The 10,861-nt window shown below is 36.3% G+C and carries 11 protein-coding genes and 1 pseudogene; 5 read left to right on the top strand and 7 right to left on the bottom strand.

Annotation, left to right across the window (positions count from 1 at the left end):
* Positions 1-113: 113 nt before the first annotated feature.
* The 4 genes from ACTJIV_RS20175 to ACTJIV_RS20190 all read right to left on the bottom strand — a co-directional run bounded on the left by ACTJIV_RS20175 (position 114) and on the right by ACTJIV_RS20190 (position 3,274).
* Positions 114-707, bottom strand: coding sequence for a hypothetical protein (locus tag ACTJIV_RS20175; protein WP_440629255.1), 594 nt, complete (start codon positions 705-707; stop codon positions 114-116).
* A gap of 59 nt (positions 708-766) precedes the next feature.
* Positions 767-1,198, bottom strand: coding sequence for a hypothetical protein (locus ACTJIV_RS20180; protein WP_440629256.1), 432 nt, complete (start codon positions 1,196-1,198; stop codon positions 767-769).
* A gap of 62 nt (positions 1,199-1,260) precedes the next feature.
* Positions 1,261-2,127: a sigma-70 family RNA polymerase sigma factor gene (locus ACTJIV_RS20185; protein ID WP_099767369.1), complete on the bottom strand. Its 867-nt coding sequence runs from the start codon at positions 2,125-2,127 to the stop codon at positions 1,261-1,263.
* A gap of 355 nt (positions 2,128-2,482) precedes the next feature.
* Positions 2,483-3,274 carry a S1/P1 nuclease gene (locus ACTJIV_RS20190; RefSeq protein ID WP_111960987.1) on the bottom strand — a complete coding sequence of 264 codons (792 nt, stop codon included), beginning with the start codon at positions 3,272-3,274 and terminating at the stop codon, positions 2,483-2,485.
* Between the two features lie 397 nt (positions 3,275-3,671).
* Between ACTJIV_RS20190 and ACTJIV_RS20195 the strand changes: the two genes are divergently transcribed.
* From ACTJIV_RS20195 to ACTJIV_RS20210, 4 genes are all read left to right on the top strand, one after another.
* A complete protein-coding gene (locus ACTJIV_RS20195) occupies positions 3,672-4,589 on the top strand; it encodes a type VI secretion system baseplate subunit TssG (RefSeq protein ID WP_223560495.1) in 918 nt (305 codons plus the stop codon).
* Positions 4,590-4,642: 53 nt separating this feature from the next.
* Positions 4,643-5,545: a TssN family type VI secretion system protein gene (locus ACTJIV_RS20200; protein WP_111960989.1), complete on the top strand. Its 903-nt coding sequence runs from the start codon at positions 4,643-4,645 to the stop codon at positions 5,543-5,545.
* A gap of 27 nt (positions 5,546-5,572) precedes the next feature.
* Entirely contained in the window at positions 5,573-6,712 is a 1,140-nt protein-coding gene (locus ACTJIV_RS20205; protein ID WP_111960990.1) for a hypothetical protein, read from the top strand.
* 136 nt (positions 6,713-6,848) lie between these two features.
* Positions 6,849-8,015, top strand: coding sequence for an aminotransferase class V-fold PLP-dependent enzyme (locus tag ACTJIV_RS20210; protein ID WP_440629257.1), 1,167 nt, complete (start codon positions 6,849-6,851; stop codon positions 8,013-8,015).
* Positions 8,016-8,053: 38 nt separating this feature from the next.
* On the opposite strand, the gene ACTJIV_RS20215 is transcribed toward ACTJIV_RS20210, so the two are convergent.
* Positions 8,054-8,707, bottom strand: a complete 654-nt coding sequence (locus ACTJIV_RS20215) for a metal-dependent transcriptional regulator (RefSeq protein ID WP_111960992.1) — start codon at positions 8,705-8,707, stop codon at positions 8,054-8,056.
* A gap of 85 nt (positions 8,708-8,792) precedes the next feature.
* Here ACTJIV_RS20215 and ACTJIV_RS20220 point away from each other — a divergent pair, with 85 nt between their 5' ends.
* Positions 8,793-9,824, top strand: a complete 1,032-nt coding sequence (locus ACTJIV_RS20220) for a threonine aldolase family protein (RefSeq protein WP_440629258.1) — start codon at positions 8,793-8,795, stop codon at positions 9,822-9,824.
* A 65-nt stretch (positions 9,825-9,889) separates the two neighbouring features.
* Here the strand turns inward: ACTJIV_RS20220 and ACTJIV_RS20225 are convergent, their stop codons facing one another.
* Both ACTJIV_RS20225 and ACTJIV_RS20230 read right to left on the bottom strand, forming a co-directional pair.
* Positions 9,890-10,390 carry a hypothetical protein gene (locus ACTJIV_RS20225; protein WP_223560482.1) on the bottom strand — a complete coding sequence of 167 codons (501 nt, stop codon included), beginning with the start codon at positions 10,388-10,390 and terminating at the stop codon, positions 9,890-9,892.
* A gap of 112 nt (positions 10,391-10,502) precedes the next feature.
* Positions 10,503-10,861: pseudogene (locus ACTJIV_RS20230) on the bottom strand (hypothetical protein); the annotation flags it as partial.

Genomic DNA, 10,861 nt, shown 5'->3' on the forward strand with positions numbered 1-10,861 from the left:
ATTTTTGAGAAAATTGCCAACAAAAAAGCTGCCCATTTTTCGGACAGCCTTTTTTATGAAACTATTGAACCTGTTACTTCTTTCGTATCTAGCAATTTGGTGGTTATAATCCATTACTTTATATTTTTCAGCTCACTCAGTAATTGATCCTGTTTCTTAATGAAGCTTTCCAGGTTGTCCGTTTTCATCGGGTGAGCATTTTGATATTTTTCAATTTCCGGAAGTGTTTTTCTGATTTTGAAAGCAGTGTACAGGTTATTGATATCATCATTGTTTGTATTGACTTTAGCGATCAGTTCTTTTACTTTACTGATTTTCAAATCATACGTATCAGAGCTGATTTTTATTTCTTTTTCCAGCTGCTGTTTTAAGAGAGAATCTTTAATGGTACCGGCCTGATAATAGGCATCAGCATAAAAAGACTCGGATTTTTGGAGGGTCTCACCATAAACGGCCAGAACTTTACTGCTTTCTTCATTTATTTCTATAATCCTGTTATCCAGGGTTTTCAGGCTTTGATCGTTTTTGATCAGTTCATGATAAATCTGGTCAACCATATTTCCTTTACGATAGCTCTTTAATGAACCGGAAACAGATGATTCTGCATTGTCAACGGCATTTTCTACAGCCGGAGCATTTCTGGACTTATTTTCTTTACAAGAAAGCAGTGATAGGACTAAAGCAGAGGCGAAAAGTATTTTTTTCATAGTTTTTAGATTGATTTATCCCTTATTAGTTGAACATACTTTAAAGATTGTTACATTCTTTATACAACTGAATGTAAATCAAAGTTTTTGTGTTTAAAATTCAAAGTAATTTTAAAATTTCCCAAGCCTGTATCTCCTTTTATTTCCAGTATATCATTTCGTATTTCCTTAAAAGAAGTATTAAATCGTAGAGAAACGTAAGGAAAATTTTCAGGACTATGGATTAATTGTAAAATGGGTTTATTAAAAGGTATAATAAAGATCTCATGATCTAAAAAAACGATTTCTGCTTTATAGTAGGTAAGTTTTGCCCCTATTTTTGAATAGCTTTCAATATTTGTTTCAATATTTTTGATTGATCTATAGTTTCTGCCTTTTATATCCCTGAAAAAAAGTGCACGCCTATTTTTATGATAAAAATAGAGTAGGACATTAATTAAGATAAAGAATAAAATAATTCCTCCGATCAAAAAGCAAACATCTGTATTCATAATACAAAAATAAAAAACGGAGCCTGAAAACAGACTCCGCTACTTGTTTTTTACGCTAAAAATTATTTACCTAAATAAGATTTAAGGATCTTACTTCTGGTATTATGTTTTAGTCTCTTAATTGCTTTTTCTTTAATCTGACGAACTCTCTCTCTTGTAAGATCGAAAGTTTCACCGATTTCCTCTAAAGTCATCGGGTGTTTCCCGTTCAGTCCGAAATACAATCTTACTAAGTCAGCCTCTCGAGGTGTCAAAGTATTCAATGCTCTTTCGATTTCAATCTGAAGAGACTCAAGCATCAGATCTTTGTCTGGACTTGGAGATTCTCCTGAACGCAATACATCATAAAGATTAGAATCTTCACCTTCTACTAAAGGTGCATCCATGGACAGGTGTCTTCCGGAGTTTTTCATAGATTCTTTAATATCTTCCTCGCTCATGTCAAGAACTTCAGCCAATTCTTCCGGAGAAGGTGGTCTTTCATTTTCCTGTTCAAGGTGAGCGTATGCCTTATTAATTTTGTTGATGGAGCCGATTTTATTCAGCGGAAGCCTTACAATTCTTGACTGTTCAGCCAGAGCCTGTAAAATTGACTGACGAATCCACCAAACCGCATAAGAGATAAATTTGAAACCTCTAGTTTCATCGTACCTTTTTGCTGCTTTCATCAGTCCCAGGTTACCTTCATTAATCAAATCGGGTAAAGAAAGACCTTGGTTTTGGTATTGTTTAGATACAGAAACTACGAAACGAAGGTTGGCTTTGATTAATTTCTCAAGTGCTGCTCTATCGCCTGCACGTATTTTTTGTGCCAGTTCTACTTCTTCGTCCGCAGTGATCAGTTCCACTTTACCAATTTCCTGCAAATACTTGTCTAATGAAGCAGTTTCCCTGTTGGTTACCTGCTTAGTGATTTTTAATTGTCTCATCTATTTTTATCCTCAAAAAAGAGTTACTATATATTATACGTATGAAGTGATAAAAAGGTTACACCAGTTTTAATTATTTTTTAAATATAGTAATGGAAGGTCAGGATTGAAGGTAAAGCACCAAGAACCAAGAGCCATGAATCAGGATGAGAGATGTCAGATACCAGACGGGGTATGCGGGTATAAAGATTGAATGGTAGTTTTTTAATCTTAGCCTTAGCCTAAATCTCAGGCTTAATAAAAAAGCGAGACCGAAGTCCCGCTTTTATATTGAAGAATAAATCATAAAAAATTAAAAATCCTTTTTATGACTTGAATTATTAATCAGCAACCAGCAACTGGAAACTCAAAACCATTAAAACAAATCATTCAACAGTTTGGCCAGTCTAAGACCTCCGTAAAGAAGCTGTCTTTCAAGCGTATCATTGAATTTATACTGATAGTCGTACGATAATTTTGAATCGTTTGGAGTTTGTGCGTAGATTTTGTTCGCTATTTTATGAGAATCATACAGCCAGTCTTCTACGGTTCCGGCCTGAATCTGCTTGACTTCTTCTTTAGATTTGATGTCTAAAAGATTGGCATATTCCGTATAGCTGTATTTCTGTGAATCTACCAGTTTTCCGTCCCATACAGAATGAAGATTGGTTTTGTCTCCGAAATAGGTTACATTAATTTTGTTTCCTCCAAGGTCCTCGGCTCTTCCTACGTGAAGAGGCTGGGAAAGGTCTCCCATAATATGAATAAGGAAGATCAGGGCAATTTTTCTGTCCTTTTCTGAGGTTTTTTCATCTTTAATCTGGCTGGATAAAGTGTTTATCTGAGTATAAAGGCTTGGACCTGCCTGCATTTTCAGGTTTTGGCCAAAAGCTTTAAAATCTGACTGAGGATCAATATTTACGTAATGCCATGATGAAGCCTGTTTCCAGACTCCTGTAGTATCAGATTTAATGAAGTCCGGCCAGTTTGCCCAATAGGCAAGACGTTCTTTACCCATTATTTTTCTTATTTCTCTTCTTGCTTTACCCGACAGATGGTTCTCTGCGATCTCTGCAATGACGCGGTGCCCTGTAAGCCCCCATGCGTAAGAATAAAGTGAAGATGAAATGAATGCTAAAATCAGAATTTTAGAATAAATACTTTTCATTATAAATAACATTTTACAAGCTGCAAAGATACGTCCCGGTTTCCGAACCTGTATCAATTATCATCATTTTCTTGTTTCAAAAAATGTTAATAAAAATTAATCTAAATAAATAAATGGGGGACAAAATTCTAAATAATATTAAAAATACAGAAAAAACAGGTGTAAAAGTCTGCCTATCAGCTGATCAATTTAACTTTAAACCTGCGATCTCAAACATGAATGAGCCGTTATTACCGTATTTTTACGGAATTTGTCATGGAATATTCCTTTTAGTGCCAATAAATTAGTATTTTTAAAATAAAATTATTGCCAAATTATTTTTTCAAACTTATGAGATATATTATCTTTACAAGTCATAATCACAGGAAACACTATGCATGAGAATAATATTGTAGACATGTATTACAATAAGTTGCAGACCGACTTCAAAGCTGAAGCCGTAGCGGTAAATCTTTTGAAGTATCAGCGGGCAGTAAGCAATATATTTATAGAACGAATCGGGATCAATGACAGGGCTTACCTTAAGGATATCAAAAGTATTTCAAGCAGCTATTTGGGATTTGATGAGGAAGTGTTCACCATAGAAACCTATAGAGAGGGTATTTATGACTATCTTCCGGAAGGGCTGTTTCATCCGCCGTCTCTGGGAGCTTCTAGAAAGAATGTAGATTCTGTGGTGCGTGAAATTCGGAAGCAGAAAAAAGTGGAGGAGGACGCGAGGAAATTTTTCCGTCCTTTCGAGCTTGAAGTCTTTTTTACGGAAATTAGTTCTCTGCTTAAGGAATCTGAATTTGATATTTCAAGCAGTACCGATACCCTTTTGGACACAGTAAGCGAGCTTTGGCCTCTTATAAAATTGCTTGATAAGCAGAATGCCTATATTTTTATTTATATTTTACCTTTCTTTCACCAGATCAGGGGGGATAAAAAATGGTTTGAAAGATGTATGACCGCTTTCCTTCAGGTACCGGTGGAGGTTACTTTTGCCCCGAATATTATTGACAGGATAGAAAGAAATGACGATTCCATGCTGTTAGGAAACTCAAAACTAGGGGTTACCTATATTCCCAGCGGAAGACATATGGATGGACAGCGGAACTGGGTAGTGAACATAGGCCCGATTCCTTATACAGAAATGAAAAAGTATATTTCCGGAAGCCCGTTCAGAAATATTCTGCAGGCTTTATATGATTATTTTCTTCCGGTAACGGTAGACGTGGAGGAAAATTTTATTACCGAAAAAGAGGAATACTCATTTAGTCTTGAGGACGATGAAAGAAATGCCAGCCGTCTCGGATACTCTACATTTCTCTAAAATAATTATTATATTTACAACTACCAACAAAGTATAAATTTGAAAAGAAACTAATGGAAATTTCATCAGTAAAAGGTATTTTTTTAAGGTATATTTTAATGCCTTTAATCGCGGTGATTTTGATGGTCATTCTTGGGATTATCAGAAGAAACAAACCTGCGATCAAAATTAAAGTAATTATTATATATGTCCTTCTGTGCGGTTTATGTCTTGCATTACCAGGCTTTTTTGGTTTTGCAAAAAACCTCTTTAATCCTTACTGGTACCTTATTGCACAGGTTATTTATCTTATTTTTGGTATTATTCATGTTAATTTACTGCACAGGTATTTCAGAAAGCATATTGACTCTGTAGGAATGAGCATTTTGTTTGAATCCATACTTTCATTAACGTGTATTGCTTTCGGAGGATATTTATTTACATTGATCTTTAACTGGATAAGTAAGGGCGCAGGCTATGCTGTAATGGCTGCCACAAGTATGCTGATCTTTGTTGTTCCAATGGTATTTTATTACTGCTACGTACAGTTTATAAGCATTCCTTTTGATATCTATAAAACCTGGAGATATTCTCCTGACCAAAAACTTCCGGACTTTGAAGGGGCAGATTTTGACCGATTAATGGTATTAAATGTTGAATTGAGCAAAAATCTTGAAGATGCAAACAGATTTAGGATCAAAGCCAAAACCCTTCCGACCGGAGTTACTTTCGGAGACTGGTTCTACAGGGTAGTGGACGACTATAATCATAAAAATCCCAATTCTATTATTCATCTTTCAGATACAGAAAAAGAGCCTTATTACTGGATTTTTTACACCAAAAAATCGTTTTTCAGCTTTAGAAAATATATTGATTTCGACCAGGATATCTCTACGAATAGCATTTCAGAAAATGAAGTGGTAATCTGCAAAAGAGTGATCCAGCATGAGGAAGAAGGAGTATTGAAAAAATCATAATCACAGAAAATTTAAAAAGTATTAACTATGATACAGCCTATTAAGCATTTTGCGATCAATTGGGTAGACGGGATGAAAGTTTCCCAGAGACACCTTAATGATCAGGATAATTTTTTAATTGACACGATAAGAGATTCCAGTTCACTGGGAATCAACACATATAATTATGGGCTTTTGCCTATTTCCAATGAATTTACGGACAAAACAATATTTGATGTTCATAATACTGCTACCAATGACGTGCAACTTGTGATCAAAAGATGCAGCGCCATTACTATGGCGGGTTATCGTATCGATTTGAGCGACAGGAGAGTAAGCGTGAAGTCACTGGCAAAATCTATGAGCGAGGAGCAGGCAGACGGTGATTATTATATCCTGATTTCTGTAAATCCTTTTGATAAGGTACCTTTTGGGGATATTGACCCGGAGGAAATTCCGCCCCGTCATCCAAACGCACAGCCGAATCATCACATCGAGCTTCTTCCGGTTACTTCACTGAACAGCAGCTATTCCGGAGGAAATTACCTTATTATCGGAAAAGTAGATTTAAGAGCCAATATTGCACAGGTAGATTCTAATTTTATTCCGCCGTGTACCTCTATCCAGAGCCATCCTGCGTTGATAGATTACTACAGCAGCTATGCAAAATCAATAGGAAATCTGCAGCAGTATGCCTTTAAGATTATTCAGAAAGCATCTCACAAAAACCAAAATACAGCATTGGCACAGAATGTTAAATTTTTGTGTACAACCATGGTGAATACCTTTGGGGATATGTATTTTCAGTTCAGAAACATTATTCCGTGGCAGCCGCCTGTATTTTTGATCGAAGCATTTGCAAAATTAGCCCTTCATCTTTACAATTCAACTCAGCTTCTTGTTCCTGCAGAGCTGGAAGAAATGCTTAACTATAGCCTGGAGTGGAGTGAAATTGCTCCGCATACCTTATTGAATCAGCTTTCTATCGTAGCAGAAACCAATTATGACCACCATAATTGCGGAGAGCCATTATTATATATTCAGCAGATGCTACGCAGCCTGGAAATTATTTTCTCTAAATTAAGCGAGCTTGACTATATCGGTCAGAGAAAAGAAAACATCATTGTTAACGAACAGGAAGTTTCTTCCAATACCAACCCAAAAAGAGGCTGGAGTGTTTTAGATTAATAAAAATGACTAAGAATATAAATCCCGGACTGAAATTTTCGGGATTTTTTATGCTTAAAATATCAAAAGATGTAGAATGTAATCGACAAGTTATCAGTTCACATAGGTAATAAAGATTTTCAAAATAAAATAGAACATGGATCTAAATACCATAAGAAAAGACACAGCTGGCTGTGCAGATAAAATATTTTTAAACAGTGCCGGAGGATCATTGATGACGGAAATTGTAGTTAAAACAATGACTGATTATATTTTTTTGGAACAGCAGCATGGCGCTTATGGTGCAGCAGAAAGGACTGCGGGTAGGCTCGGTCTGTTCTGTACAGAAGCAGCCAGGCTCATCAATACTCAACCCGATAATATTGCTTTCACGGTCAGTTCTACCGATGCTTACGCTAAAGCCCTGTCCAGCATTGAATTTCAGGATGGGGATTGTATTATTACAACCAATGACGATTATATCTCGAATCAGATGGCTTTCTTTTCACTGCAGAAAAAACGGGGAGTTAAGCTGATTAGGATGAAAAATCTTTCCGACCATGAGCTGGATCTGGAAGACCTTGAACATCTAATCAAAAAATACCATCCGAAACTCGTTGCGGTCACCCATATTCCGACCAATTCCGGATTGATCCAGAATGTGGAAGGAGTAGGTAAAATCTGCCGCCAGTATGATGTATTGTACCTTGTTGATGCCTGCCAGTCCATTGGCCAGCTGGTTGTGAATGTTGAAAAAATAGGGTGTGATTTCCTGACTACAACAGGCAGGAAATTCATGCGAGGGCCTAGAGGAACAGGATTTTTATATGTTTCGGACAGGGTTTTAGAAAGGAATATGGCTCCGGTATTTTTGGACATGGCAGGTGCAGAATGGACAGAATTCGATGATTATAAACTGCTTAAAACTGCAAAAAGATTTGAACACTGGGAAACTTCCATCAGTTCGCTTTTAGGATTTACAGAAGCTTTAAAATATGCAAGTGAAATTGGTCTACAGAATATCGAAAACAACAATAGAAAACTGGCGGAAAGTTTAAGGGCCGGGCTTCATAATAAGGGTTTCACAATATTGGATCAGGGCAACAACTTATGCAGTATTGTTACTTTCTGCGCCCCAGATGGTAATATTGAAAATATTTATAAAATACTGAAAGAGAACAATGTGTATTTTTCAGTAAGCAATAAAAGCAATGCACTCATTGATTTTACATTGAAAAATCTGGATAGGGCTATTCGTCTGTCGCCGCATTACTTTAATACTGCTGATGAAATTGAAAGTGTGATAAAAATGTTGGAATATTAGGACCTGGTGGCTGAGGATCCCGAAGGCACCATCATATCCTATTTCTTCACCAGTATTATTTCTGTAGCTTTTCTGCTGAGTATTTCTTTAGAATTTCCAATCTCTATGGTCATTGATTTATCAAAATCCTCAATTTTAACGATTTTGATCTTAGTGTTCAGAAGCAGTTTTCTTTCATTTAAATAGCTTAAAAAACCATCATCTGAAAGTGTAACTGAAGCAAATATTACCGTTTCTCCAACTTTGCAAGCACTCAGTTTTTGCAGATCCTGTGCAATAATATTTCCGTCTTTATCAGGAATAGGCTCTCCGTGGGGATCAAATTTAGGATGATCCAGGATTTCGTCCATTTTATCGAAAAAAATCTGTGAATGGACATGTTCCAGCTGTTCTGCGATCTCGTGAACATTTTCCCAGCCAAAGTTCATCTTTTTTACCAGGAACATTTCGGTAAGCCTGTGTTTGCGTACTACCAGTGCAGCTTCACGTTTTCCGTTTTCTGTCACTAGCAGGGGCTTGTACGTTTCGTAGACAACCCATTTTTTGTCGGCAAACTTCTTCATCATGTTATTGACGCTCGGCATTTTTACGTTTAAAAATTTGCTGAGCTCATTGATTGTCACTTTCCCTTCATTGTCAACTAGATGAAACAAAGCCTTCAGATAATTTTCTTCTGTTAATGTTGTTCTCAAAATGTTAGATGATTTTCAATACAAATCTAACAAAATATTATGTAAAATCGGGCCTTGTTATTTTAACTTTTTTTAATTTTACCCTATGAAATTTTCTTTTAAAAACGATTATTCCGAGGGATGTCACCCGAATATTCTACAAGCACTTTTAAAATCTAACTTTGAGCAGCAGGCCGGATACGGTGAAGATGAATATTCTTTGCAGGCAAAAAAACTGATCAAAGAAAAAATTAATAATCCGGATTCGGAAGTTTATCTGGTCTCCGGAGGGACACAGGCCAATCTGATTGTGATTTCTTCGGTTCTGAGGCCATATCAATGTGTAATATCTGCAGCACCGGGCCATATTCTGAATAATGAAACTGGAGCTATTGAAGCTACAGGTCACAAAGTTTTAAGCATTGAAACTGCAGACGGTAAACTTAAGCCTTCAGACATTGTTCCGGTACTGGAAAGCCACAGCAATATCCCGCATCAGGTCATGCCAAAATTGGTGTATATATCAAATTCTACGGAGCTGGGAACAATTTATATGGCTGAAGAGCTGGAAGAGCTTTCTGATTTTTGCCATAAGAACGGGCTGTATCTGTTTATGGACGGAGCAAGGCTGGGGCATGGTCTTACTTCTGAAATCAGTGATCTTACGCTGGAAAGAGTAGCGGAACTGACGGATATTTTTTACCTGGGCGGAACAAAGAACGGAGCATTGATAGGAGAGGCTATTGTCATTAATAATCAGGTTTTACAACCGGATTTTGCATTTAATATCAAGCAGAAAGGAGCATTACTTGCCAAAGGACGTCTTCTTGGAATTCAGTTTATGGAACTGATGAAAGATGATCTGTATTTTGATCTGGCAAAACATGCCAACCAGCAGGCAATGAAGATTAAAAATGCCCTGAAAGAAAGAGGAGTAAAATTTCTTGCCGATACTTATACGAATCAAATATTTCCTGTTATGAATAATGATCTTATTAAAATCCTGTCAGAACATTTTGAATTTTTTGTCTGGAAAAAGATGGATGAAAATTCTTCTGCCATTCGCCTTATTACCTCCTGGAATACAGGGGATGAAGCGGTAGAACGTTTTATAGAGATCATCCGGAAAGAGCTTTAATAAAAAAGGTGGCTGAGAATTTCAAGGCCACCTTTTTCAATAATGTAGTATAATTAATTTTTATATTATTTTAAAGCTTTTACAACCACTTTGCAGTCTGCAGCTTCCAGTTTTTGCCCGTCCTTATAGCTGATCTTTTTTTCATCAGCGTACTTAGACTGTCCGTCTTCCTCTTTATGATCACCAATTCCCTCTGTTAAAGTATTGTCTTTCTGAATAAAGAAGATATCTCTTTTGCTTTTTGTTCCTTCAGACTGAAATTCATAAGTTAATCTCAGGGTGTCTCCTGATTTAAAGCCGGTTATATCTCCTTTAGAGCTGTCTTTTTCATTATTTTTATAAGCTAATTTTCCGGTAATGGTTCCCAGGTTATCATCAATAGAGGCAAAAACACTGTCTTTTCCTGTAACACCGATATAGCAGAATGATTTTGGCCCGAGCGTGTCTACCACAGGCTCAATGACAGCTGCTGTATCAGTTTCAGTTTTTGGAGCCGGTGTTTCTGTTTTTTTATTACAATTCATTAAAAAAACCGATAATGACCCTAGTAAGATTAATTTTTTCATACCTAATGTTATTATAAATTCAGATTTCAATGTACTAAATTAGGAATAGTATTTAAATATTAACTACTATTTACAGTAAATAAAAATTTATTTCAAACATAAAAAAAGAAAATTATTCTTTTAATTGAGCATTATATAATGAATGATTATCATTGAATATCCTATTATTTCTTCTTGGTGCTTTGTCGCAGAGAACATCTGCGATACTTTTGGAAATCAGGTTTTCCTCCGTTAAATTATCTAACCAGAAAAATTCTCCTGCAGCATTGATCTCGATGAAATAGTATTCGTCTTGGGGAGAAACAATGATGTCTATAGCACCATAATCTACATTGTAAACATCTAAAAGCTCCAGAAGCTTAGCTTCAATATCTGAAGGAAGTTCTGTTCTTACCCATTTGGTAAGCAGATTTACCCCGTCTTTTCTCCAGTCCACCTTTGCATCTTCGGACTGCTGGGAATCTATTTCAA

Source organism: Chryseobacterium sp. 22532 (assembly GCF_052044665.1).
GTDB classification, from domain to species: Bacteria; Bacteroidota; Bacteroidia; order Flavobacteriales; family Weeksellaceae; genus Chryseobacterium; species Chryseobacterium lathyri.